Raw genomic sequence first — 24,217 nt, forward strand, 5'->3', positions numbered from 1 at the left:
GCGAAGCTCGCTCTTAGAGGGTTGGGGTGAGGGGCATCTCTCCGCGTCGTGACTGTCGATAGACCTGTACCCCCTCACCCGGATCGCATCTGCGATGCAATCCGACCTCTCCCCGCAAGCGGGGGCGAGGTAAGAAGGCGCTACACCGACACCGCGTAGGTCTCGTATTCCCCGCGCACCTGCTCGATATGGGCGCGCATCGCAGCCGCAGCGCCGATCTTGTCGCCGCGCAGGATGGCGACGACGACGCGGTCATGCTCGGCATGGGATTTCGCCAGGCGCCCGAGGTTGCGGAACTGGGCGCGGCGGAACGGCTGCACACGCACCCGCGTCGCCAGGGTGATCTCGGCGATATAGGCGTTTTGCGAACCGGAGTAGATCGCGTTGTGGAAGCGCTCATTGACCTCGTGGAAGCGCTCGGGATTGCCGGTGTAGCTCAGCACCCGCAGTTCCTCGTGCACCGCCTCCAGCGCGTGGCGCTCCGCCGGCGTCATCCGCTCGGCGGCAAGACCGGCGCATATCGCTTCCAACTCGGCCATCGCCTCGAACATGCCGGTGAGCCGCTCGAGCGAAGGCCGCGCCACCACGGCGCCGCGATGCGCGCGCGCGTCGATCAGGCCGCTGGCAGCGAGCTGCCGCAACGCCTCGCGCACCGGCGTGCGCGAGACGTTGAAGCGGCGCGCCAAATCGGTTTCATCGAGCCCGGCGCCTGGCGGCAGCGTGCCGCGCACGATCTCGTCGGCGAGCTGCAGCCGCAGTTCTTCGGCGCGGGTGGTCTTGTCGACCAGCGACGCCGCGCGATCGACGCGCCGCACCAGCGGCTCCCCCTCGGTGCCCTGTGCCGATGGCGCGCGGGTCGGAAGATCGTCCAGGCTCATGGCTGAAACGCCCTTTCAATCACCCTGATCAGGCCCCCTCATTTAACCAACCTTGGGCTCATCAATGACGCTGACATGGGCGGCGACGATTCTCCAGCCCTCAGGGAAGCGAATCCATGTCTGCATCTGCCGCCCCACCCGGCCCGGGGCACTGTCCCGGTAGAACAGCGTCGAGGCGATCGCGGTGTCCCGGCCGTAGGTCGTGATCACGGTGCGGTCGATCCTGCGCATCAGCCCGACCGCCGGCCGCCCCGCACGAAACGCCGCGATCTCGGCGTAGCCATAGAGGCTCTCGCCGATGCCATAGCGCAGCGTGCGGGGATCGTTGCGGAACAGCTCGTCGAGCACGGCGACATCGTTCGAGACCAGCGCCTTCTCGTAGCGCTCGAACTGCGCGGTGACCTCGGCGAGCACGTCGGGAAGATCGATTTCCATTTTAGAGTCCTCTCGGCGCCGGCGCGGCCGCGACGCCCATCTGTTCCAACGCGTAGGCGACCCGAAGCGCAATGTCCTCGCACCAGGGCGCGGCAATGATCTGCACGGCGATCGGCATCGGTTCAAGCGGCACCGGCACGGCCGCCACCGGCAGGCCGATGAAGGAGATCGGCTGGGTGTGGATCCCGATATTGGGGCGGACCGGAAGCTCGACCCCGTCGAGCGTAAAGGTGGCCTGACCGATCTTCGGCGCCACACACGGCGTTGCCGGCGCCAGGATCACGTCGACCGACTGGAACAGCTCCAGCACCCTGGCGCGGTACCAGCGGCGGAATTTCTGCGCCTTGTCGACATAGACCGCCGGGATCATCGCGCCCGCAAACAAGCGGTCGCGCACCGGCGGATCAAAGTCGCGGGGCCGCTCGCGCAGCCGATCGAGGTGCAGCGCGGCGCCCTCGGTCGTGGTCATGATGAAGGCGGCCGCGCGGGCGCGCGCCGCCTCCGGCAGCTCCACGGTCTCTGTGGCGCCGAGCGCCTTGGCCACGCGCGCGACTGCTTCGACGGCCTCCGGCAGCAAATTCTGCTGGAAATAGCCGCCGGCGATCGCAACGCGGAGCCCGCTGATGCCTTCGGCAAGTGACGGCAGGGTCAGTTCGAGCGGCCGCGGAACGCAGGCGGGATCTTCAGTGTCGGGCCCCTGCATGACGTCATAGGCGAGCGCGAGATCCTTCACGCTGCGCGCAAACGGGCCGAGATGATCGAGGCTCGCAACGAACGGAAATGAGCGCGCGCGCGACAGCCGGCCATAGGTCGGTTTCAGGCCGAACGTGCCGCAGAACGACGACGGCACCCGGATCGAGCCGTTGGTATCGGAGCCGAGCGCGATCGGCACCAGCGCGCCGCCGACGGCGCTGCCGGAGCCGCCCGACGAGCCGCCGGCCATCCGCGTCGGATCATGCGGATTGCGCGACGGACCGTCATGCACGTTCTCGCCGGTGAAGTCGTAGGCGTATTCGCCCATGTTGAGCGCGCCGACCAGCACCGCGCCCGCCGCTTCCATCCGCTCGATCAGCGTGGCATCGCGCGGCGACGGCGGCAGATCGCGGTTGATCTTCGAGCCGGCGCGGGTCGAGAGGCCCTGCACGTCGAACAGGTTCTTCACCGCGAACGGCACGCCGGCGAGCGGGCCGGCCGGTTGGCCCGCCGCGATCGCGGCATCGATCGCCTTGGCTCTGGCCCGCGCGCGATCGGCGGTGACGTCGGTGAAGGCATTGAGCACCTTGTCGTGCGCCGCGATGCGCGCGAGCGCCGCTTCGGTCGCGGCGAGGGCCGTGATCTTGCGGTTTGAGACGGCCTGCGCGATCTCGGCGGCCGACATGGCAGTGGGAGTTTCGGACATCGCGATCTCAGGTCGAATAGACGGCGGCCGATGCGACGTCATCGGGCAGCGGGAAGTCATCGACCAGCCGCGCCAGCCGCAGCGCGACCTCGAGATTTGCGCGCACCGCCGGACGCCAGGCGTCTTCGAGCGGCAACCCCATCGCGCTTGCGACAGCGTTCATGTAGTCGTCGAGTTGATCGGCCATTTCGCTCCCAATGAGTTTCTCAAGCGACCGGCAACGGCGGATGCGGGATCGCCGTCAGCAGTTCTTTTGTATAGGCATCCTGTGGATTGCCCAAGACGTGTTCGGATGTGCCCTGCTCGACGATGCGGCCGCTGCGCATCACGATGACGCGATCACACAGCAGACGCACCACGTTGAGATCGTGCGACACGAACAGATAGCTCATGCCCATCGACTGCTTGAGGTCCTGCAGGAGATTGAGCACCACCGCCTGCACCGAGACGTCGAGTGCCGCGGTCGGCTCGTCGAGGATGACGAGCTTCGGGTGCAGCGCAATTGCGCGCGCAATACCGACGCGGGCCTTCTGGCCGCCGGAGAGCTGATGCGGAAAGCGGTCGAGCAGATTGACCGGCAGGCCGACCAGCCGCGCCAGCTCCTCGCAGCGGTGGCGGAGCGCATCGCGCCCCCTGATGTCGCCAAGCTGCATGATCGGGTCCGCAATCGCGCGAGCCGCCGTGAAACGCGGATTGAGGCTGTCGGTCGGATCCTGGAACACCATCTGGATCTGGCTGCGCCGCGGCAGCCGCGCGAAGGACTGCGGCGCGATGGCGCCGATGTCCTCGCCGTCGAACATGATGCGGCCGGAGGTCTGGTCGAGCAGCCGCATCACCATCATCGACGTCGTCGACTTGCCGCAGCCGGATTCGCCGACCAGCCCGACGCTCTCGCCGTGATCGACCTGGAAGCTGATGCCGTCGACGGCGCGGAAGATGTCCTCCTCGACCGGCGGCTTGCGGCCGAACAGTTTCGTGAGCACCGAGCCCGCGCCCTGGCGGGGATATTCCTTGACGAGCTTTTCGACCAGCAGGAGGGGCTCTATCCGCTCCCTCTCCCCGTTCTTTACGGGGAGAGGGTTGGGGTGAGGGGCTGTGTCCACGAGCACGGCTCGCGGAGAGTCCCCCTCACCCGCCACGCTGCGCGTGTCGGCCTCTCCCCGCACGCGGGGAGAGGCAAGGGAGTCATCCTCCGGCAACAGATCGCGCAATGACACCCCGAGCCGCGGCGTCGCGCGCATCAGCTTCTTCGTGTAGTCGTGCTGGGGCGCGGCGAAGATGTCGGCCGACTTTGCGGTCTCGACCACGCGGCCCTTCTCCATCACCACGACACGGTCGCAATAGGCGGCGGCGAGGCCGAGATCGTGCGTGATCAGGATCGTCGACATCGCCCGGCGCCGGGTCAGCTCGACGATCAGGTCCATCACCGCCTTCTGGGTGGTGACGTCGAGGCCGGTGGTCGGCTCGTCGGCGATCAGTAGTTGCGGGTTGCAGGCCAGCGCCAGCGCGATGACGACGCGCTGGCACATGCCGCCGGACAGCTCGAACGGATAGGCGTGATAGCGCTCGCGCGGACGCGCGATCTTGACCTGCTCCAGCGCCTCGATCGCCTTCTCGCCGCGATCGGTGACCTGCGCCTGCTGCACATGCTGGCGCAGCACGTCCTCGATCTGGTGACCGACCTTGCGGATCGGATTGAGTGCGGCGCGCGGATTCTGGAAGATCATCGAGACTTCGCGGCCGCGCAGGTCGCGCATCTGGCTCTCCGAGGCCGACTTGACGTCGATGCCCGAAAACATCACCGAACCATCGGCGATCCGGCCGGCGCGATCCAGGATCCGCATCACGGCATATGATGTCACCGACTTGCCGGAGCCGGACTCGCCGACGATGCCGACGGTCTCGCCCTTGCCGACGGAGATGTTGACGTGCTGCACCGCCTTGACGATCCCGCGGCGGGTGGTGAACTCGACGGTGAGGTCCTGGACGTCGAGCAATGGCTGCGCGGTCATCCGCACCTCCCTTGATGCGAGGCGTCATCCAAGAATCCGCAAAACAACCCCATGCAAAGTAAGGCGGGCACCGGTCTCACGCTCCCTCCCCCTTTGCGGGGGAGGGTTGGGGAGAGGGGTGGCCCCAGGCGAGGTCGGAGTTCGTGGCTACCCCTCTCCCTGCCCCTCCCCCGCAAGGGGGGAGGGAATGAGAGAGCAGTGCCCGCCTCACTTCCATACGTTGCGCTTCGCTGCCCGCTGCCCGTCATCACGTCCTCCGCTGCGGGTCGACGATGTCGCGCAGGCCGTCGCCGAGCAGGTTGAAGCAGAACACCGCGATCATCAGCGCAAGGCCCGGGAACAGCGCGATCCACCATTCGCCTGAGACCATGAAGCCCGCGCCCTCGGCGACCATGATGCCCCACTCGGCGGTCGGCGGACGGACGCCGAGGCCGATGAAGGACAGGCCCGCGGCATTGAGGATCGCGTAGCCCATGGTGAGCGACATCTGCACGATCATGATCGGCATGGTGTTGGGCAGGATGTGCCCCAGCAGGATACGGTATTCACCATTGCCGGACAGCCGCGCCGCCTGCACGAAGCCGGCGTTGCGACGGACGTTGGCTTCGGCGCGTGCGACGCGGGCATAGAGCGGAAAATTCACGATCGCGGTCGCGATGATGATGTTCTGCACGGTGTTGCCGAGCGCGGCGACGATGCCCATCGCCAGCACGAACAGCGGAAACGCCATGATGGTGTCGGCGATGCGGCCGACGATGCGATCGGTCCAGCCGCCGAAATAACCGGCGGCGATGCCGGCCAGTCCGCCCATCAGAAACACCAGCACGACGGAGGCGACCGCGATGAAGGTATCGAGCCGCGTCGCCACGATGACGCGGCTGAAGATGTCGCGGCCGAGCTGATCGGTGCCGAACCAGTGCGCGACCGACGGCGGCTTCAGCGCGGCCGCGGTGTCGGAGGCGAGCGGGTCGTAGGGCACCACATAAGGCCCGAACAGCGCGGCGAACATGATCAAGACCAGGAGCGCGAAGGCAAAGCCGGTGACCTTGTTCTCGCTCAGCACATAGCGGGTCTGCTCGAAGACTGCGGCGAGCCCGGAGGTGCGGGCGGGACCGACCGGCTCAACAGTGGGGGCAACGCTGCTCATCTGTCCTCCCTAGCCTTCCAACCTGACGCGCGGATCGATCACGCCGTAAAGGATGTCGATCAGCAGATTGAGCAGCACGTACATGACCGCCATGGTCAGTACGAAGCCCTGGACGGGTGCGAAGTCCGACGCGATCAGCGCCTCGACCGCGTAGGAGCCGATGCCGGGCCAGGCGAACACCTTCTCGACCAGCACATTGGCCCCGAGCAGGAAGGAGAACACCATGCTGAGCGTGGTGATGACCGGCAGCATCGCATTGCGAAAGGCGTAGGTGACGATCACCTTGCCGGGCGACAGGCCGCTGGCGCGCGCGGTGCGGACGAAATCGGACGCCAGCACCGCCAGCATCGAGGCACGCGTCATGCGCGCGATCGGCGCCAACGAGAAGATCGCGAGCGTCACCGCCGGCAGGATCAGCTGGCTGAGCGCAGAACGAAACGCCTCGAAGTCGCGCGCGATCAGCGTGTCGATGAGATAGAAGCCGGTGACGGTCGGCGGCGCGCTGTAGAACACGTCGAGCCGGCCGAGCGGCGCAGGTGCCCAGCCGAGCCGGAAATAGAACAGATAGACCAGCACGAGCCCGGTGAAGAACACCGGCAGCGACACGCCCGCCGTCGTGGTGACGCGGCAGAGATGATCGATCCAGGAGCCCGGCCGCGTCGCCGCCAGCACGCCGAGCGGGATCGCGATCACGATCGAGACGACGAGGCCGAGCAGCGTGAGTTCGGCCGACGCCGGCAGGCGGTTACGCAACTCGGCCGCCACCGGTTGCCCCGTGGTGAGCGACGTGCCGAGATCGCCATGAGCGAGATCGTTGGTGTAGCGGACGAACTGCTCGATCAGCGGCTTGTCGAAGCCCAGCTTCTTCCTGATCTGGTCGACCGCCTCCTTGGTTGCCGCAGGGCCGGCGAAATACGCCGCGGGATCGCCGGGCAGCGCGCGCGTCAGCAGGAACGTCACGATCACGACCCCGATCAAAGAGGGGATCGCGAACAGCAGCCGCTTGCCGATCAGGGTCAGCATGGCGCGCTCCGGATGTCGAAGAAAGCCGCAACGGGACTGGCAGGGCTCCCTCCCCCCTTGCGGGGGAGGGTTGGGGAGAGGGGTGCCGCTTGCTCCGATGCCAGATAGAACGCCGCGCCAATCCGCACGCGATGCGGCGAATGATTGGGTACGATCTCGCCGGACGTCGTCCTTGCGCGTATGCGGCGTACCCCTCTCCCCACCCTCCCCCGCAAGGGGGGAGGGAGCCCGAGAGATGTGCTCACCTCACTTGCGCGTGCCGATGCGTGGCGAACCGTCAGCATCTGCTCCTCACCCCTTCGCCATCGCGCGATAGTCCAGCCGGCGGTGGAACCAGTATTGGTAGCCGGAGATGTTCTTCTGCATCGCGACGTTGACGAACGGCTGATAGAGCGGGATGCGCGGGATGTCGGTGAAGGCGAGATCGACGAAGCCCTTGACGTCGGCGTCGTACGCCGCGGTGTCGCCGTTGGCGGCGGCGATGCGCGCGCCGTCGATGAGCTTGTCCATCTCGGGCGACTTGTAGCTCATCGTGTTGAAGATCGAATTGTTGCCGTGATAGCACCAGTAGAAGAAGTACTCGGGGTAATCGAGCCAGCCGGAGAACACGTTGGTGAACAGCGGCATTTCCTTCTTGGTGAGCTCGGTGCGCCAGTTGGCGCCGGGCACTTTGTTGATCGTGGTCTTGATGCCGAGCTGCGCGAGGCTCTCCTGCACCAAGACGCAGAGCGGCTCGTTGACACCAGCGAAATTCAGGTCGAACGAGATCGTGGTCTCGAAGCCGTTGGCGTAGCCGGCTTCAGCGAGCAGCGCCTTGGCCTTCTCCATGTCGGTGACATACTTGGTCGGCTGCGGCCAGGCGACCTCGGTCGGCTTGTCCTTGGCCGCGCCGAACATCGGGTTGGCGAGGCCGAACAGCACCGCATCCATGATCTTCTGATACGGCATCGCGTAGGCCATCGCCTGCCGCACCTTCGGATTGTCGAACGGCGGCTTGGTCACGTTCATGCCGATGTACTGGATGCCGTTGGAGAACGGCAGCGACACCACGTTGAGCTTGCCGTTGGCCTTCATCTCCTGGAAATCCTTGAACGGCAGTTCGTAGGAGATGTCGGCATCGCCGCGTTCGAGCAGCGCACGGCGGTTGCCGGCCTGCGGCACCATGCGCCAGATCACGCGCTTGATCTTCGGCATCGGGCCAGAGACCCAGTCGTCGTTGCGCTCCATGATCACTTCGGTGCCCGCGGTCCATTTGGTCACCTTGTAGGCGCCGGAGCCCGCGGTCTGCTGCTTGGTGAATTCGAGACCCCAGGGATCCTTCTCGCTCGCGTTCTTCTTCACCAGCTCGGAGTTGACGACGCAGGGCACGATGACCGCGAGGTCGGGGATCGTCAGCCTGTCTTTCTTCAGGAAGTCGACGCGCACCGTGCTGTCGTCGACGACGACGAACTGCTCGGGCTTGGTCAGCGAGCCCGCGCTCATCTGGAAGGTCGGGAAGCCGCCGACGCTGACGGCACGGTCGAGCGACCATTTGACGTCCTTGGCCGTCACCGGCGTGCCGTCGTGGAATTTGGCGTTCTTGCGCAGCTTGAACGTGACCGACATGTCGCCGACGTTGAAGTCCTCGGCGAGCTCGGGCTTGAACTTGTCGCGGTCGTAATAGGGCACGCCGCCCGGACCGCTCTTCATCTCGTGGCTGATCAGCCGGTCGTAGCAATTCCACGACACCTCATAGCCGGGCACGTTGGTGCCGATGCCGTGGATATCGAGATTGTTGGGACCGCCTTCGGAGACGATCAGCAGCGTCTCGGAGCGCGCGTCGGCTTTGGCCGGCGACCAGATCGCAGGCGCCGTCGGCGCCAGGGCGCCGGCGGCTAGTCCGGACACCGATTTGAGGAAATCGCGACGCTTCATGTGATGCTCCAACGCCCTTGAGAACGGCCTTGGAACTCAGATCGCAAGGATTGTGCCAACCCTTAACGAAACCTTATGAGGCGCTAACACGCTGCAAATATGGGAAAAATAGCTGAACGTATCTTGTTCTGACACCGATCAACGCGACTCGGATTGCATACAAAGGAGGGCCACCTGCCTAATAGATGGGCGCACACGGAGTGCTGCTCGCTTTCTGGCCGGCGACCGGTATCGCGTCCAAACAATTAGTCCGGCCAGATCAGCTCCTGCAGCTGGACGAAATCATCGACCCGGTCCGGCCAGCCGGCGATGCAGATGTGCCGGAGCGGATCGCTGGCCGAGTGCAGCATCAGGAGCGCCATCAGCCGCCGCTTCAGCGCGAAATTCACCTCGCTGCGCGGGATGCCGAAGCCGTCGAACAGGCTGCGCACCCGGCGCGGATGCCCGGCCGCCATGAAGGCGCTCGGACCAAGCAGGTCGTACTCGCCCCACCCGGTCCGGACGTCGCCGAAGTCGAACAGGCCGGCGACGTGCCAGCCGTCGGTGCGGCGGCCGAGCAGGAAATTCTCCGGGATGTACTCGCCGGTCAGGATCACCGGCGGCGCGTGCATCGGGATCAACTCAGCCGCGTCACGCAGCAGATCGTCGAGCGAGGTGAGGAATTTCGCCGGCAGGCCGAGCCGCTGATGCCGCGCCCTGCACTGCGCGATCTGGGCGCGCATGAAGGCCTCCCAGCGCGGCTCGAGCGCCAGCAGGCTGGCGGGCGGCACGCGCTGCACCTCGGCAATCACGGCGCCGATCTCGCCGAGCACGCGCTCCCGTTCGGCTTCCGGCAGCGCCGGCCACACCTGTGAGCCGACGGTGCCGGCGAGGTGCGTGATGACGACATAGGGCCAGCCGTCGCGCTCGCCTTCGGCGACGAGGTCGGGGATCGGAATGCCGAGCCGCCCGCGCAACTCGGCGAGCGCGCCGCGTTTGGAGATGAATTGCGGGCGCAGAAACGGCGGGAACAGTTTCAGGATCAGGTCGTCGCCTTCGATACCGATCACGAGATTGGTGCCGGTCGAGAACACATGCGGCGTAGCGCATGATAGCCCGTGGCCATCGGCGATATCGCGCGCCACCGGCAGCCAGCGCGACGTGTCGCCGCGCCAGGCGCGGTAGGTGTCATAGTCGGCGATGGGTGGAAGGGATATCATTTCAAGGAATCTCGTCGCCCAATCCATCCCCGTCATCCCCGCGCAAAGGCTTCGCCTTTGTCGCTGGAGGTGCGAGCGGAGCGAGCCTCGAAGGATGAATCGGCCCGACTGGTGGCCGTCGATCCTTCGAGACGCCGCTTCGCGGCTCCTCAGGATGACGGAGAAACAGTTGAGCAGTCTGGATGCCCCTCACCTATCCGGATTGGCGCGCTCGAACTGGCGCAGCAGGCGGTTGCCGCGTTCGACGGCGTTGTCCATCGCGGCCTGCGCCGAACGCTTGCCGGCGAACACCTGCTCGAGCTCCTCCTCGATCACGTCGCGGATCAGGACGAACGAGCCGAGCCGGATGCCCTTGGAATTGTCGGTCGGCGGCTTCAGCGTGACCTCCTCGATCGAGATCGAGGCGCCGGGATTGCGCTCGTAGAATCCCTGCGTGCGGCTGAGATCGAATGCGGCACGGGTGATCGGCAGATAGCCCGTGTTCTGGTGCCAGGCAGCCTGCACCTCGGGCCGCGACAGATAGGCGAAGAATTTTGCCACCCCGGCATATTCGGCGCGCGGCCGGTCGCGCAGCACCCACAGCGTCGCGCCGCCGATGATCGAGTTCTGCGGCGCGCCCTGCACGTCGGGATCATACGGCATCATGCCGTAGCCGACCTCGAATTTCGAGTTGGCCTTGATGTCGGCGCGCGTGCCCGACGAGCCGATGAAGATGCCGCACTCGCCCTTCTGGAAGCGCGGCTCGGCGGTCTGGCCGCGGCCGCTATAGTCGAATGTCTTGTCGGCCTGCCACTGCGCGAGCTGCGCGATGTGGCGCACCACCAGCGGGTTGTTGAAGATCAGCTGCGCATCGAGCCCGGAGAAACCGTTGGCCTTGGTCGCGATCGGCAGGTTGTGGAAGGCGGAAAAGTTTTCGACATTGATCCAGGACGGCCACGACGTGGTCACGCCGCACATCGCACCGGCGGCGCGCAGCCGCTTGGCGACGATGCCGAGCTCCGGCCAGGTCTTCGGCGGCTCGCTCGGATCGAGCCCGGCGGAGCGGAACATATCCTTGTTGTAGTAGAGGATCGGCGTCGAAGCGTTGAACGGGAACGACAGCATGTTGCCGTCGACATCGGCGTAATAGCCCGCCACCGCGGGCAGATAGGCCGACGGCGCGAACGCCGCCGATTGATCACGCATCAGCTCGAACACCGGATAGATCGCGCCGCGCGCCGCCATCATGGTTGCGGTGGCGATCTCGTTGACCTGGACGATCGCGGGCTGGCTGCGCGAGCGGAAGGCGAAGATCGCCGCGGTGACGGTCTCGGTGTAGTTGCCCTTGTAGGCGGGCACGATCCGGTAGTCGGATTGCGAGGCATTGAAATCGGCGGCGAGCTTCTCGAGCTGCTTGCCGAGCTCGCCCGACATCGCGTGCCACCACATGATCTCGGTCGCAGCTTGCGCTGGTGCCACAAGCAGCAGGGCCGCGACGACGAGATGCAAGACCGTCAAGACGGGCGTCAAGGCGAGCTTCAAGGCGGACTTCACGATGAGCCGTTTCCCGGTGCGAACACGCCGTCATACGGCGCTACAACCGCAAATTCAATCGACACCGCAGGTTGCAGCGCGGCTTTAACGTTTGGCCGATGGGCGAACCAGCGTCATTCTGCTAAAAAGCGTTGAACCTTTTCCTCCCGCCCTGGACACAAATCACAAGGGGAATTGTAGCCAGTGTACCGCCGCGCCGGCCTTTCGCGGACAGTAACGCTTGCCGTCGCGCTGTTATGCACAGTGGTCTCGGCGAGTACTTTCGCGCGCGAATTCCGCACCGCCGATACCCAGAATGAAGACTATCCGACCGTTCAGGCGCTGAATTACATGGACCGCCTGATCGCCGAACGCACCGGCGGCCGGCACCGCATCGTGGTCTTCCATTCCCGCCAACTCGGCGAGGAGAAGGAGACCCTGGAGCAGACCCGGGCCGGCGCCATCGACCTGAACCGGACCAATGTCGCGCTGATCGGAACCATGGCGCCTTCGGTGAATGTGCTGGCAATGCCGTTCCTGTTTCGATCCCTTGAGCACCTGCAACATGTGCTGGATGGCCCGATCGGCAACGACATCTTGAGCAGTCTCGAGGCCCACGGCTTCGTCGGGCTGGCCTTCTACGATTCCGGCGCCCGCTCGATCTATAACAGCGTCCGCCCGGTGCGCTCGCTCGACGACCTCAAGGGGCTGCGGTTGCGCGTGCAGCAGTCCGAACAGATGTCGGACATGATCCGCGCGCTTGGCGCCGAGCCGATCCAGATGGCCTATGGCCAGGTGCTGACCGGGCTCGCCAACCGGCTGATCGACGGCGCGGAGAACAACTGGCCGTCCTTCGTCACCACCGGCCACTACAAATACGCCGGCTACTATACGTTGACCCAGCACACCGTGAGCCCCGAAGTGCTGGTGATGTCGCGCAAGGCCTGGGCCAGCCTGACGCCGGATGAGCAGATCATCTTCCGCGAAGCCGCGCAGCGCTCCAGCCTCTACATGCGCGAGAAGTGGCGGGAGCTCGAGGAGCGCTCGCGCAAGCAGGCGGAGCTGGCGGGCGTCAAGGTCGTGGCCGACTTCGACCGCAGGCCATTCGAGGCGGCGATGGCCGGCATCTATGCCAAGGCGGAGCGCGATCCGGCGGTAGCCGAGTTGATCGAACGCATCCGCAACGTGGAGTGACCGGATCTTGGACGCGCCTCAACAGGACGGGACGATGCGACGGCGGACGGCCTTTGGGCCGCAGGGCCGTTTCCGCATCGTCCAGTTGCTGCGCGCGGTGCCGATCCGCTGGCGCATCCTCTCCATCGCGCTGCTCAATTCCGCCGTGGTGATCGTGCTCGCGGTGCTGATCTGGAACGGCTCGAAGGTACTCGGCTCGGCCTGGGACGATGTCCGCCAGGTCCGGGAATCCGACAAGATCCTGGCCAAGCTGGAAAGCGAGACCAGCCGTCTGCAGAACCTGATCCATCGCTACATCAACCAGCCGAGCCCGGACCTGTTCGCGGAGATCCTGCTGCTGCGCGAGGCCGTGCTCGGCACGCTGACCAACCGGGCCTCGACCGACCCGATGCTGTCGGGCTCGGTCGAGCAGCTGGAGCGCGTCACCAGCCGCTTCCTCGACGGCTTCGGTGAATTGCGCACTGTGCAAACCAGGATCTCGAAGACCTATGACGAGCAGGTGCTGAGCCCGACCAAGGACATGGCCGGGCTCTATTCGATCATCGAGGGCGCCACCGGCCATCGCGACGCACTGATCTGGCCCGCGCTCGGCAAGTCGCGCGAAGCCTTCACCTCGCTGCTGGTCGCCGCCAACGCCTACTACCTCTCGCTTGCCTCATCATCGGCCGAGGAAGCCCGCCGCAACATCGATACGATCGAGAAGACGATCCCGGTCATGACCGATCTGGCCGAGAACGATCTGCAGCGCATGGCGCTGGCGCGGCTCAAGGTCAAGACCGCCGAGCTGCGCGACGGGCTCGCCAAGCTCGGCGAACAGCTCACCAACCGCACCGATCTGCTGCGCAACTCGATCGACGCCAGCCAGGCCGATGCGATCGGCGCGATCGACGATCTCTCGGTGAAGATGCGCCAGCGCGAGCAGAAGGCGCAGGAGACGTTCGACAAGACGCTGACGTCGATCTCGCGCCGGGTGCTGTCGATCGCGGTGATCTTCCTCGGCGTCATCATGTCGGCCGGCGTCATGATCGCATTGTCGATCCGGCTGCCGCTGGCGCAGATCATGGCCGCGATGCGCACCATCACCTCGGGCGACCTCGACCGGCCGGTGCAGGGCACCTCCGCCAAGGACGAGGTCGGCGCGATGGCGCGCGCGGTCGAGGTATTCCGCGAGAACGCGATCGCCAAGCGCAAGACCGAGGACGAGCTGCGCACCGCCAAGGAGAAGGCCGAGAGCGCGCTGCTCGAGCTCAACGCCGCGCAGCAGAACCTGATCGATGCCGAGCGCCTTGCCGCGCTCGGCGGGCTCGTTGCGGGCGTCGCCCACGAGGTCAACAATCCGATCGGCATCAGCCTGACGGTGGCCTCGAGCTTCGCCCGCCGCAGCGAGATGTTCGAGAACGACCTCAAGACCGAGCCGCTGCGTCGCTCCAAGCTCGACGAATTCGTGCGCGCCTCGCGTGACGCATCGCAGCAACTGGTCTCCAACCTGCAGCGCGCCGGCGAGCTGATCCAGTCGTTCAAGCAGGTCGCGGTCGATCGCTCGCATGCCGAGCGCCGCCAGTTCGCCCTGAGCGAATCGACCGACCAGATCGTGGCGAGCCTGCGGCCGGTGCTGAAGAAGGCCGCGATCGCGCTGTCGGTCGATGTGCCCGACGGGCTCCTGATCGACGGCTATCCCGGCGCTTATGGGCAGATCTTAACCAATCTTTTCCTCAACGCCGTCAATCATGCCTTCGCCGGCGGCCGCTCCGGCAACATCACGATCTCGGCGCGCGGCCGCGGCGCTGATGATGTCGAGATCATCTTCGCGGATGACGGGGCTGGCATGACGCCGGACGTGCAGCGGCAGGCGTTCGACCCGTTCTTTACGACGCGACGCAACGAAGGTGGTACGGGCCTCGGCCTCCATATCGTCTATAACCTCGTCACCCAGCAGCTCGGCGGACGCATGATGCTGGAGTCAAGGGTAGGACAAGGCACCACTTTTCGCATTATCATGCCCAGGATCGCCAAGGGGGCCGTCAAGGGTGAGCCCACGATCACTGACGCAGCAGCCGACGGAACCAGTCAATGGCCGAACAGGACGATGTCCTCCAACTGATCGACGATACCGAGAGCCCCCCGGAGGACTCGTCGGCCCGCAAATGGAAGATCGCCGTGATCGACGACGATCACGCCGTTCATGAAGGCACCCGTTTTGCGCTGAGCGATTACAACCTGAACGGCGCCACGCTGGAGATCCTCTCCGCTTACTCTGCGGCCGAAGGCCGCACGCTGATGCGGGACAACCCCGACATCGCAGCCGTGCTGCTCGACGTCATCATGGAGACCGACATCGCCGGCCTCGAGCTCGTCGAATACATCCGCAACGAGATCAAGAACGAGACCGTCCGCATCATCCTGCGCACCGGCCAGCCCGGCCAGGCGCCGGAGCGGCGCGTCATCGTGCAATACGACATCAACGACTACAAGGCGAAGACCGAGCTCACCGCCGACAAGCTGTTCACCTCGCTGACGGCCGCGCTGCGCAGCTACCAGCAGCTCGAGCGCATGGTGCAGACGAGGCGCGGGCTCGAGATCATCATCGACGCGGCCTCGACGCTGTACGACTTCAAGTCGATGCAGCGGCTGGCCGAGGGCGTCCTGACGCAACTCGCCTCGCTGCTCAATGTCGATTGCGCCGGGATCCTGGTGCTGCGCGACGACGGCAATGCAGCCGCATGTGATTTCTCGGTGCTGGCCTGCTCCGGCTGCTACAGCCGCTTCATCGGCACGACGTCGTCGAAGGCGCTCGACGCCGATTTGCGGCATATGGTCGAGGAAGCATTCCAGCGCCGCAAGAACGAGTTCGCCGACCACCGCAGCGTGCTCTATTCGCGCACCGGCAGCGGCCGCGAAGTCGTGGTGCTGCTGCAGGCCGAGCGACAGCTCTCCGACACCGATCGTGCGCTGGTCGAGATCTTCTCGAGCCGGCTGTCGATCGCGTTCGACAACGTGATCCTCTACCAGCAGCTGCACGAGGCCAACACCCAGCTCGAGGATCGCGTCGCGCAGCGCACCCGCGCGCTGATGCAGGCCAACCGGCGGCTGTCCGCGCAATGGCTGCGGCTGCAGCGCGCCAACGGCTTCAAGAACGAAATCCTCGGCACCGTCGCCCACGACCTGAAGAATCCGCTCGGCGTGATCCTCGGCCGCACCGAGATGCTGACCGAACTGATCGGCGCCGGCTCGCCGAAGGAGAACGTCACCGCCCAGGTCGAGCACATCAGGGACGCCACCAAGCGGCTGACCTCGATGGTCGACCATCTGATCTCCGATGCGATGGCCGACGCCTTCGACATCACCATCCGCCGCGAGCCGGTCGACGTCGCGGCCCTCGTCAACGAGGTCACCGAGGCCAATCTGCCCTCGGCCGTCAACAAGCAGCAGAGCATCTCGGTGTCGGGGCCGCAGCATTTCGTCACGATGTGCGACGCCGACCGGATCCGCGAGGCGATCGACAATCTGGTCAGCAATGCCATCAAATATTCGCCGATCGGCGGCAAGATTACGGTCGGGGTCAGCCACGAGGGTGAGGACACCGTGATCCGGATCGCCGACCAGGGCCCCGGCCTCAGCCCCGAGGACCTCGGCCGGCTGTTCGGCCGGTTCCAGCGGCTGTCGGCCAAGCCGACCGCGGGCGAGAGCTCGACCGGCCTCGGCCTTTCCATCGTCAAGCGCATCATCGACATGCATGGCGGCCATGTGACCGCACAGAGCCCGGGCCCCGGACAGGGGTCGACCTTTACGGTTACACTCCCGGCGACAGAGACATCATGAACCAGAACCCGCATATCTTCATCGTCGACGATGAGGCGCCGGCCCGCGAGATGGTCGGCGATTACCTCAAGATGCACGGCTTCGGCGTGACGCTGTGCGATGGCGGCAAGAGCCTGCGCAAGGAGATCGAGAGCAGCACGCCCGATCTCGTGGTGCTGGACCTCAACATGCCCGAGGAGGATGGTCTGTCGATCATCCGCGACCTCAAGAGCAAGATCAACGTCCCCGTCATCATGCTGACAGCTACTGCCAGCCCGATCGACCGGGTGGTCGGGCTCGAGCTCGGCGCCGACGATTACGTGGCAAAACCCTGCGAATTGCGCGAGCTGATGGCGCGCATCCGCTCGGTGCTGCGACGGAGCGGGCCCGCGAAATCAGCCGCGCCGGAACCTTCGAGCGCCAAGGCCGAAAAGGAGCAGCTGGTGCGGTTCGGCACCAAATGGCTCGATCTCGAGGCCCAGGCGCTGCGCGACGACGAGGGTAATGAACACCCGCTGACCGCCTCCGAATTCGGCCTGCTCAAGGTGTTCGCGGCCAATCCGAAGCGCGTGCTGTCGCGCGAGCGGCTCTTGGAACTCGCCAATGCCCGCGACGCCGAAGCCTTCGACCGCGCGGTCGACCTGCGCATCATGCGCATCCGCCGCAAGATCGAATTCGACCCGACCAAGCCGTCGGTGATCCGGACCATTCGCGGCGGCGGCTACCTGTTCTCGCCGACCGGGGACAAGGCTTAGCGGTTTTGCCTTTATCCCCGTCATCCTGAGGAGCGCGCAGCGCGTCTCGAAGGATGAACGGCCCGGATGGTGGCCGTCGATCCTTCGAGACGCCTGCTACGCAGGCACCTCAGGATGACGGGTCTCAAATCCACCGAATTCGCTGTGCGGCACACCCGGAATCCACACAGCTAAGGCTGTCAATCCGCGCAAAAATCCCTAAGTTTCGGCCATGCCGAAAACAGCCTCCCAAGACCCCGCCAAGCCAGCCCCGAAGACCGCAGCCAAGCCCGTCGCCGCCAAGCCGGCGGCCAAGGGCGACCATATCTTTTTGGTCGACGGGTCGGGCTACATCTTCCGCGCCTATCACGCGCTGCCGCCGCTCAACCGCAAGTCCGACGGGCTGCAGGTCAATGCCGTGCTCGGCTTCTGCAACATGCTGTGGAAGCTGCTCCGCGACATGCCGGAGGACAACCGCCCGACCCATCTGGCGATCGTGTTCGACAAGTCGGAGATCACGTTCCGCAACAAGCTCTATCCCGACTACAAGGCGCACCGGCCGCCGGCGCCCGACGACCTGATCCCGCAATTCGCGCTGATCCGCGAGGCAGTGCGCGCCTTCCAGCTGCCCTGCCTCGAGCAGGTCGGCTTCGAGGCCGACGATCTGATCGCGACCTATGCGCGGCTCGCGACCGAGCGCGGCGCGACCACGACGATCGTGTCGTCCGACAAGGACCTGATGCAGCTCGTCAACGACAAGGTCGTGATGTACGACACGATGAAGGATCGCCGCATCGGCCGCGACGAGGTGATCGAGAAATTCGGCGTGCCGCCGGAGAAGGTGGTCGAGGTGCAGGCGCTGGCCGGCGATTCCACGGACAACGTGCCCGGCGTGCCCGGCATCGGCATCAAGACCGCCGCCCAACTGATCATCGAATATGGCGATCTCGATCAGCTGCTGTTCCGCGCCACCGAGATCAAGCAGCCGAAGCGGCGCGAGGCGCTGCTCGAGAATGCCGAGAAGGCGCGCATCTCGCGCCAGCTGGTGCTGCTCGACGACAAGGTCGATCTCGAAGTGCCGCTCGACGACCTCGCCGTGCACGAGCCCGATTCGCGCCGGCTGATCGCCTTCCTGAAGGCGATGGAGTTCTCCACCCTCACCCGCCGCGTCGCCGACTATGCGCAGATCGACCCGGCCAATGTCGATGCCGATCCCGGCAACAAGAGCGGCGCCAGCGTATTCTCGCCGCTGCCACCGTCGGATGTGACGCCCGCGCCGGGAGACGCGTCGACATCCGCGGCTCCCCTGCCGAAAGCCAAGCCGACCGGCGCCCGCGACGACAAGAACTCCAACCGCAGGGGCACGCCTGCGACGCTTGCCGAAGCGCGTGGCGAGGCAATCCGCAAGACCGGCTTCGATCGCAAGGCCTACCAGGCGATCGGCAGCCTCGACCAGCTCAATGCCTTTGTCGCGCGTGCGCACGACACCGGCTACATTGCGATCGAGGCGATGTCGGAATCGATCGACCCGATGCAGGCCGAGCTGTCGGGACTGGCGCTCGCCGTGGCGCCCAATGACGCCTGCTATGTGCCGCTTGGCCACAAAGCCGCCGGCGGCGGCGCCGGCCTGTTCGATGCCGGCCTCGCGCCCGGCCAGATCAAGACCGCCGACGCGCTGAAGGCGCTCAAGCCACTATTGGAATCCGCCGGCATCCAGAAGGTCGGCTTCAACGTCAAGTTCACCTCGGTGACCCTGGCGCAGCACGGCGTCACGCTGCGCAACATCGACGATGCGCAGCTGATGTCCTATGCGCTCGATGCCGGCCGCGGCTCGCACGCGCTGGAGGCGCTCGCCGAGCGCTGGTTCGGCCATGCCGTCGTCAGCTACGGCGGCCTCGTCGGCAGCGGCAAGGGCAAGCTGACCTTCGATCAGGTCACCATCGACAAGGCCACTGAATACGCGGCCGAAAGCGCCGACGTGATCCTGCGGCTGTGGCGGGTGCTGAAGCCGCGCCTCGTCGCCGAGCGGATGACGACGGTCTACGAGACGCTGGAGCGGCCGCTGGTGTCGGTGCTGGCGCGGATGGAGCGCCGCGGCATCTCGATCGACCGCCAGGTGCTGTCGCGGCTGTCGGGCGATTTCGCCCAGACCGCGGCGCGCGTCGAGGCCGAGATCCAGGAGATCGCCGGCGAGCCGGTCAACGTCGGCAGCCCGAAACAGATCGGCGACATCATCTTCGGCAAGATGGGATTGCCCGGCGGCACCAAGACCAAGACAGGCGCCTGGTCGACCACCGCCCAGGTGCTCGACGATCTCGCCGAGCAAGGCCACGAATTCCCGAAGAAGATTTTGGAGTGGCGCCAGGTCTCGAAGCTGAAGTCGACCTACACCGACGCGCTGCCGACCTACGTCAATCCGCAGACCCATCGCGTCCACACCACCTACGCGCTGGCCGCGACCACCACAGGCCGGCTGTCGTCGAACGAGCCGAACTTGCAGAACATCCCGGTTCGCACCGAGGACGGCCGCAAGATTCGCCGCGCCTTCATCGCAACGCCCGGCCACAAGCTGGTGTCGGCGGACTATTCGCAGATCGAGCTGCGGCTACTCGCCGAGATCGCCGACGTGCCGGTGCTGCGCCAGGCGTTCCGCGACGGGCTCGACATCCACGCCATGACCGCCTCCGAAATGTTCGGCGTGCCGATCAAGGACATGCCGAGCGAGGTGCGCCGCCGCGCCAAGGCGATCAATTTCGGCATCATCTACGGCATCTCGGCGTTCGGCCTCGCCAACCAGCTCGGCATCGCCCGCGAGGAAGCCTCGGCCTACATCAAGAAGTACTTCGAGCGCTTCCCGGGCATCCGCGCCTACATGGATGAGACCAAGGACTCTTGCCGCCGCAACGGCTATGTCACCACGTTGTTCGGCCGTAAGATGTACTACCCGGATATCAAGGCGTCCAACGCCTCGGTGCGCGCCTTCAACGAACGCGCCTCGATCAACGCGCGCTTGCAGGGCACCGCGGCCGACATCATCCGCCGCGCCATGATCCGGGTCGAGGACGCACTCGCCGAGAAGAAGCTCTCGGCGCAGATGCTGCTGCAGGTGCACGACGAATTGATCTTCGAGGTACCCGACGACGAGGTCGCGGCAACGCTACCCGTGGTGCAAAAGGTGATGCAGGACGCGCCGTTCCCGGCCGTGCTGCTGTCACTGCCGCTACAAGTCGACGCCCGCGCCGCCAACAATTGGGACGAGGCGCATTAGAGTCTCGGGAGCGGAGCTCGCCGACACTGGCTGTTCATTGGTGAAGTAAGCTCGCCGCGTATGCCGGGCCGCTCCAAGTAACGGTCCAAGTGAGGTGAGCACCGGCAGACGGGCTCCCTCCCCCCTTGCGGGGGAGGGTGGGGAGAGGGGTATCACACGACGCGCTCTCAACATCAGCTTCGATGACGCGCGGTTCGATATTGCACGAGCCGCGCGTCCATTGATCATCTGGCCCGCGGCTACCCCTCTCCCCACCCTCTCCCGCAAGGGGAGAGGGAGCCTGACCGATGTGCTCACCTAACTTGCGCCGCGACATTGCTCCGAGAGCAATTCCTGCATGGCTGCGCAGCTCATGACACGCTAGAAGTGCGTGCAGACCCATCATGCCCCACACATCCGCCCTGCTCGGCTTTGCGCTCGTCTGCCTCGGCATGGTGCTGACGCCCGGGCCGAACATGATGTACCTGATCTCGCGCTCGATCACGCAAGGGCCCGGGGCCGGCATCGTCTCGCTCGGCGGCGTCGCGCTCGGCTTCGTGTTCTACATGCTGTGCGCGGCGTTCGGCATCACCGCGCTGCTGTTTGCGATTCCCTACGCTTACGACGCGCTGCGTTTCGCCGGCGCCGCCTATCTGCTGTGGCTGGCGTGGCAGGCCGTGAGGCCCGGCGGCCGCTCGCCGTTCCAGGTCAAGGCGCTGAAGGTCGACGGCCCGCGCAAATTGTTCGCGATGGGCTTTCTCACCAATCTGCTCAACCCGAAGATCGCGATGCTTTATCTCGCGCTGCTGCCGCAGTTCATCGATCCCGCCGGCGGCAGCGTGCTGGCGCAGTCGGTGATGCTCGGCTCGATCCAGATCGTGATCAGTGTCAGCGTCAACGCGATGATCGCGCTCGCCGCCGGTTCGATCGCGGTGTTCCTCGGCACCCGCCCGACCTGGCTTTTGGTGCAGCGCTGGCTGATGGGCACCGTGCTCGCGGGGCTGGCGATGAAGATGGCGCTCGAGGCGCGAAAGGCCTGATCAGTATCCTCTCCCCTTGTGGGAGAGGGTGGCTTCGATGCTTCGCATCGAAGCCGGGTGAGGGGTCTCTCTCCACGAACTCACGCGCGGAGACAACCCCTCATCCGGCGCTTCGCGCCACCTTCTCCCACAAGGGGAGAAGGGAAGAGCGCGCTCCGCCGCCCTCAATCCAGCTTCGCTTCCATCCCGCGCTTGGTCGCCGGGCGGGCCATCAGTGTCTCGTACCAGCGCTTGACGTTGGGGAAGTCTGATAGCTCGACCTTGTGGCGCGGATGGCGCCAGGCCCAGCCGAGGATGGCGAAATCGGCAACCGAGAGATCGCCGGCGACGAATTCGCGACCATCCAGCCAGCGATCCAGCACGCCGTAGAGCCGCCGCGTCTCGGCCATGTAGCGCTTCAGGCCATAGGCGCGGTCCTGCTCGTTCTCCAGCGCGATGAAATGATGCACCTGGCCCGGCATCGGGCCGAAACCGCCCATCTGCCACATCAGCCACTCATAGACCGGGATCCGCTCGGAGAGCGGTTTCGGCAGGAACTTGCCGGTCTTCTCGCCGAGATAAAGCAGGATCGCGCCTGATTCGAAGATGCTGACCGGCTTGCCGCCGGGGCCATCCGGATCGACGATCGCCGGGATCTTGTTGTTCGGGCTGATCGCCAGGAAGGCGGGCGCCATCTGCTCGCCCTTGCCGATGTTCACCGGGATCACCTTGTACGGCAGCCCCATCTCCTCCAGCGCCACCGAGATCTTGCGGCCATTGGGCGTGTTCCAGGTGTGCAGCTCGATGGTCATTTCCGCTTCCCGTGCAAATGTTTGGCGCCTGCTTACGGGGAACGGAACGGCCGCACAACCCGCGCTTTCCGCACACCACTGCGCTGAAATGGCGGCGTAGGCACTGTTGACGGCGGGATTTACCCGCTGGAATGTGCGAAAGACCGCCGATAGATTGCCGGCCGCCTGAAACCCCCAAGAACCCCTCAAGGGAAAAAGCCTTTGTCCAAATCAGCCTCCCGCGCCCGCCTCGCCGAGATCATCCGCAAGCGTTCGTTCGGCCGCGGCGAGATCACGTTGGCATCGGGCCGCAAGAGCGATTTCTATTTCAACCTGAAGCCGACAATGCTCGATCCTGAAGGCGCGGCGCTGCTCGCGGAGCTCACCTATGAGGCGCTGAAGGACGACAAGCTCGATTTCGTCGGCGGCCTCGAGATGGGCGCGGTGCCGCTCGCGGGCGCCATCGCGCAGCTGTCCTGGCTGAAGGGTCATCCGATCGCCGCCTTCTTCGTGCGCAAGAAACCGAAGGAGCACGGCGCGAAGCTTTCGGTCGAAGGCCTCGCCAAGGGCGAGAGTCTTGCCGGCAAGCGCATCGTGATCGTCGAGGACGTCACCACCACAGGCGGCTCGGCGCTGAAGGCGGTGGAAGCGGTGCGCGAGGCCGGCGGCGAGATCGCGCTGGTCTTCACCATGGTCGACCGCGAGGAAGGCGCGACCGAGACGTTCGCTGAAGCCGGGCTGCAATTCCGCGCGCTGTACAAGGCTGGCGAGTTCCTGAAGGACTGACGGTCTTCTCCCTCGCCCCGTTCTTACGGGGAGAGGGTCGGGGTGAGGGGCTGCTTCCACGAGCCGTGAATGCGGTGAGAACTGTACCCCCTCACCCGGATCGCATTCCGCTCCGCTCCATGCGATCCGACCTCTCCCCGCAAGCGGGGCGAGGTGAAGAGAAGTTCCCGCGCCCGCGCCTGCTCCGTGTGACGCCGTCACCCCAAATCAATCGCTCGTTTACCATCCCGTCTTAAGGTGAAGCCGCCGGGGCACTTTGTCGCCGCGGCGTGGCGCGTCGGGTGGAGTTGGCGTTGCGTACAGAGTTGAGTGATCGGCGCATGCGGCGCCGCGTGATGCTTGCCGCCGCTGCGTTCGCGGGTTCCGTCCTGGTCGTGCCCGCGCCCGTCTCGGCCGAAGGGCTGTTCGACTTCTTCTTCGGCGGTTCCCAGAAGCAGCAGGGCCGGCAGGCCCCACCGCAAGCCAATTTCTTCGCCGATCCGTTCGGCCTCAACCAGCAGCCGGATCGGCAGCAGTCGGCGCCGATCTCGGCGCCGCGCGTGGCCGGCTCCGGACCGGCGTATTGCGTGCGCAGCTGCGACGGCAAGTATTTCCCGCTGACGATGCGCGGCAACGCGACGCCGGCGCAGCTCTGCCAGGCCTTCTGCCCGGCAAGCGCGACCAAGGTCTATTACGGCAGCCATATCGACAGCTCCGCCTCGGCCACGGGTGAGCGCTACGCCGACAGCGAGAACGCCTTCGCCTATCGCAAGGCACTGCGCGCCGATTGCACCTGCAACGGCCGCGATCCGGCCGGACTGGCGCCGGTCGACCTCGCGCTCGATGCCTCGCTGAAGGCCGGCGACGTGATCGCGACCACCGACGGCCTCGTCGCCTATACCGGCGTCCGCGTCGGCAACGAGCAGACGTTCGACTTCACGCCGGTCGCCTCCTATCCCGGGTTGACCGCCGCGGTCCGCGCGCGGCTCGGCGAGATGAAGGTTGCACCCGTCAGCGCCGAGCTCGCCGGCGATGCGCCGCTGCCGGAAACCAGGAGCGATGCCGCGCCGCCGGCGCCGACATCCGTTGTGCCGAAGGGCAATGCGGCAAAGCCCGCCAAGCGGGCCGAGGCGAACTGACGGCTTTGAGT

Annotated in this window: 19 protein-coding genes; 8 read left to right on the top strand and 11 right to left on the bottom strand. The window is 65.8% G+C overall.

Translation table 11 applies throughout. From position 1 onward, the window contains the following. Positions 1-140: 140 nt before the first annotated feature. The 10 genes from XH92_RS40290 to ugpB form a co-directional block, all read right to left on the bottom strand. Complete coding sequence (locus XH92_RS40290) at positions 141-878, bottom strand: GntR family transcriptional regulator (RefSeq protein ID WP_194456981.1); 738 nt, start codon at positions 876-878, stop codon at positions 141-143. 42 nt (positions 879-920) lie between these two features. Continuing rightward, a complete protein-coding gene (gene hpxZ, locus XH92_RS40295; protein ID WP_194456982.1) occupies positions 921-1,313 on the bottom strand; it encodes an oxalurate catabolism protein HpxZ in 393 nt (130 codons plus the stop codon). 1 nt (position 1,314) lies between these two features. After that, positions 1,315-2,691 carry an AtzE family amidohydrolase gene (locus XH92_RS40300; RefSeq protein ID WP_194461666.1) on the bottom strand — a complete coding sequence of 459 codons (1,377 nt, stop codon included), beginning with the start codon at positions 2,689-2,691 and terminating at the stop codon, positions 1,315-1,317. A gap of 28 nt (positions 2,692-2,719) precedes the next feature. Beyond that, positions 2,720-2,899: a DUF4089 domain-containing protein gene (locus tag XH92_RS40305; protein ID WP_194456983.1), complete on the bottom strand. Its 180-nt coding sequence runs from the start codon at positions 2,897-2,899 to the stop codon at positions 2,720-2,722. Positions 2,900-2,918: 19 nt separating this feature from the next. Next, entirely contained in the window at positions 2,919-4,724 is a 1,806-nt protein-coding gene (locus XH92_RS40310) for an ABC transporter ATP-binding protein (RefSeq protein WP_194456984.1), read from the bottom strand. 247 nt (positions 4,725-4,971) lie between these two features. After that, complete coding sequence (locus tag XH92_RS40315; protein WP_194456985.1) at positions 4,972-5,871, bottom strand: ABC transporter permease; 900 nt, start codon at positions 5,869-5,871, stop codon at positions 4,972-4,974. Between the two features lie 9 nt (positions 5,872-5,880). Beyond that, positions 5,881-6,894, bottom strand: a complete 1,014-nt coding sequence (locus XH92_RS40320) for an ABC transporter permease (RefSeq protein WP_194456986.1) — start codon at positions 6,892-6,894, stop codon at positions 5,881-5,883. A gap of 291 nt (positions 6,895-7,185) precedes the next feature. After that, complete coding sequence (locus XH92_RS40325) at positions 7,186-8,808, bottom strand: ABC transporter substrate-binding protein (protein ID WP_194456987.1); 1,623 nt, start codon at positions 8,806-8,808, stop codon at positions 7,186-7,188. A 245-nt stretch (positions 8,809-9,053) separates the two neighbouring features. Further along, positions 9,054-10,007 (bottom strand): phosphotransferase, encoded by a 954-nt coding sequence (locus tag XH92_RS40330; RefSeq protein ID WP_194456988.1) that lies wholly within the window; start codon positions 10,005-10,007, stop codon positions 9,054-9,056. Between the two features lie 189 nt (positions 10,008-10,196). Continuing rightward, positions 10,197-11,435 (bottom strand): sn-glycerol-3-phosphate ABC transporter substrate-binding protein UgpB, encoded by a 1,239-nt coding sequence (gene ugpB, locus XH92_RS40335; RefSeq protein WP_246788632.1) that lies wholly within the window; start codon positions 11,433-11,435, stop codon positions 10,197-10,199. A gap of 288 nt (positions 11,436-11,723) precedes the next feature. Between ugpB and XH92_RS40340 the strand changes: the two genes are divergently transcribed. From XH92_RS40340 to XH92_RS40365, 6 genes are all read left to right on the top strand, one after another. After that, positions 11,724-12,713, top strand: a complete 990-nt coding sequence (locus XH92_RS40340) for a TRAP transporter substrate-binding protein (RefSeq protein ID WP_194456989.1) — start codon at positions 11,724-11,726, stop codon at positions 12,711-12,713. Between the two features lie 34 nt (positions 12,714-12,747). Beyond that, positions 12,748-14,814: a HAMP domain-containing sensor histidine kinase gene (locus tag XH92_RS40345; RefSeq protein ID WP_194456990.1), complete on the top strand. Its 2,067-nt coding sequence runs from the start codon at positions 12,748-12,750 to the stop codon at positions 14,812-14,814. Further along, positions 14,784-16,532, top strand: coding sequence for a DUF3369 domain-containing protein (locus tag XH92_RS40350; protein ID WP_194456991.1), 1,749 nt, complete (start codon positions 14,784-14,786; stop codon positions 16,530-16,532). Before XH92_RS40345 ends, XH92_RS40350 begins: the two co-directional genes overlap by 31 nt. Further along, entirely contained in the window at positions 16,529-17,266 is a 738-nt protein-coding gene (locus XH92_RS40355) for a response regulator (protein WP_097676907.1), read from the top strand. The genes XH92_RS40350 and XH92_RS40355 overlap by 4 nt, the downstream gene beginning before the upstream one ends. Positions 17,267-17,477: 211 nt before the next feature. Continuing rightward, positions 17,478-20,513 carry a DNA polymerase I gene (gene polA / locus XH92_RS40360; protein ID WP_194456992.1) on the top strand — a complete coding sequence of 1,012 codons (3,036 nt, stop codon included), beginning with the start codon at positions 17,478-17,480 and terminating at the stop codon, positions 20,511-20,513. 383 nt (positions 20,514-20,896) lie between these two features. Further along, on the top strand, positions 20,897-21,532 hold the full coding sequence (locus tag XH92_RS40365) for a LysE family translocator (protein ID WP_194456993.1): 636 nt from the start codon (positions 20,897-20,899) through the stop codon (positions 21,530-21,532). A gap of 164 nt (positions 21,533-21,696) precedes the next feature. Here the strand turns inward: XH92_RS40365 and XH92_RS40370 are convergent, their stop codons facing one another. Beyond that, positions 21,697-22,323: a glutathione S-transferase family protein gene (locus tag XH92_RS40370; protein WP_194456994.1), complete on the bottom strand. Its 627-nt coding sequence runs from the start codon at positions 22,321-22,323 to the stop codon at positions 21,697-21,699. A 201-nt stretch (positions 22,324-22,524) separates the two neighbouring features. Between XH92_RS40370 and pyrE the strand changes: the two genes are divergently transcribed. After that, positions 22,525-23,088, top strand: a complete 564-nt coding sequence (gene pyrE, locus XH92_RS40375; protein ID WP_057019495.1) for an orotate phosphoribosyltransferase — start codon at positions 22,525-22,527, stop codon at positions 23,086-23,088. 320 nt (positions 23,089-23,408) lie between these two features. After that, positions 23,409-24,206 (top strand): DUF2865 domain-containing protein, encoded by a 798-nt coding sequence (locus tag XH92_RS40380; RefSeq protein WP_194456995.1) that lies wholly within the window; start codon positions 23,409-23,411, stop codon positions 24,204-24,206. Positions 24,207-24,217 lie beyond the last annotated feature (11 nt).

This window comes from Bradyrhizobium sp. CCBAU 53421 (assembly GCF_015291625.1).
Classification (GTDB): domain Bacteria; phylum Pseudomonadota; class Alphaproteobacteria; order Rhizobiales; family Xanthobacteraceae; genus Bradyrhizobium.

Excerpts from the sequence above, each read along its gene's own strand:
- XH92_RS40290 (WP_194456981.1), bottom strand. The coding sequence starts at position 878 with ATGAGCCTGGACGATCTTCCGACCCGCGCGCCATCGGCACAGGGCACC.
- hpxZ (WP_194456982.1), bottom strand. The coding sequence starts at position 1,313 with ATGGAAATCGATCTTCCCGACGTGCTCGCCGAGGTCACCGCGCAGTTC.
- XH92_RS40300 (WP_194461666.1), bottom strand. The coding sequence starts at position 2,691 with ATGTCGGCCGCCGAGATCGCGCAGGCCGTCTCAAACCGCAAGATCACG.
- XH92_RS40305 (WP_194456983.1), bottom strand. The coding sequence starts at position 2,899 with ATGGCCGATCAACTCGACGACTACATGAACGCTGTCGCAAGCGCGATG.
- XH92_RS40310 (WP_194456984.1), bottom strand. The coding sequence starts at position 4,724 with ATGACCGCGCAGCCATTGCTCGACGTCCAGGACCTCACCGTCGAGTTC.
- XH92_RS40315 (WP_194456985.1), bottom strand. The coding sequence starts at position 5,871 with ATGAGCAGCGTTGCCCCCACTGTTGAGCCGGTCGGTCCCGCCCGCACC.
- XH92_RS40320 (WP_194456986.1), bottom strand. The coding sequence starts at position 6,894 with ATGCTGACCCTGATCGGCAAGCGGCTGCTGTTCGCGATCCCCTCTTTG.
- XH92_RS40325 (WP_194456987.1), bottom strand. The coding sequence starts at position 8,808 with ATGAAGCGTCGCGATTTCCTCAAATCGGTGTCCGGACTAGCCGCCGGC.
- XH92_RS40330 (WP_194456988.1), bottom strand. The coding sequence starts at position 10,007 with ATGATATCCCTTCCACCCATCGCCGACTATGACACCTACCGCGCCTGG.
- ugpB (WP_246788632.1), bottom strand. The coding sequence starts at position 11,435 with ATGTGGTGGCACGCGATGTCGGGCGAGCTCGGCAAGCAGCTCGAGAAG.
- XH92_RS40345 (WP_194456990.1), top strand. The coding sequence starts at position 12,748 with ATGCGACGGCGGACGGCCTTTGGGCCGCAGGGCCGTTTCCGCATCGTC.
- XH92_RS40350 (WP_194456991.1), top strand. The coding sequence starts at position 14,784 with ATGGCCGAACAGGACGATGTCCTCCAACTGATCGACGATACCGAGAGC.
- XH92_RS40355 (WP_097676907.1), top strand. The coding sequence starts at position 16,529 with ATGAACCAGAACCCGCATATCTTCATCGTCGACGATGAGGCGCCGGCC.
- polA (WP_194456992.1), top strand. The coding sequence starts at position 17,478 with ATGCCGAAAACAGCCTCCCAAGACCCCGCCAAGCCAGCCCCGAAGACC.
- XH92_RS40365 (WP_194456993.1), top strand. The coding sequence starts at position 20,897 with ATGCCCCACACATCCGCCCTGCTCGGCTTTGCGCTCGTCTGCCTCGGC.
- XH92_RS40370 (WP_194456994.1), bottom strand. The coding sequence starts at position 22,323 with ATGACCATCGAGCTGCACACCTGGAACACGCCCAATGGCCGCAAGATC.
- XH92_RS40380 (WP_194456995.1), top strand. The coding sequence starts at position 23,409 with ATGCGGCGCCGCGTGATGCTTGCCGCCGCTGCGTTCGCGGGTTCCGTC.